Genomic DNA, 207 nt, shown 5'->3' on the forward strand with positions numbered 1-207 from the left:
GACCTATTACTGCCATGCTTATACTCCAGCTGAACGTGGTAGTAATGAACGCTTTAATCGGAATTTACGTTATTTTTATCCTAAAGGGACTCGTTTTGAGCACATTAGTGCTCAAGATTTAACGACGACGTTACTCCAAATTAACCAGCGACCGCTTAAAATACTCGACTGGCAAACACCGTATCAGGTTATGCTGACAAATTTGTC

At 40.6% G+C, this 207-nt stretch carries 1 protein-coding gene; it reads left to right on the forward strand.

What is annotated here, in order from left to right:
• Nucleotides 1-207, forward strand: a 207-nt coding sequence (locus FD26_RS11000; RefSeq protein ID WP_420888500.1) for a transposase, incomplete at both ends; no start/stop codon positions are given.

Origin of the sequence: Companilactobacillus crustorum JCM 15951, from assembly GCF_001434585.1 — a bacterium.
Lineage (GTDB): Bacteria > Bacillota > Bacilli > Lactobacillales > Lactobacillaceae > Companilactobacillus > Companilactobacillus crustorum.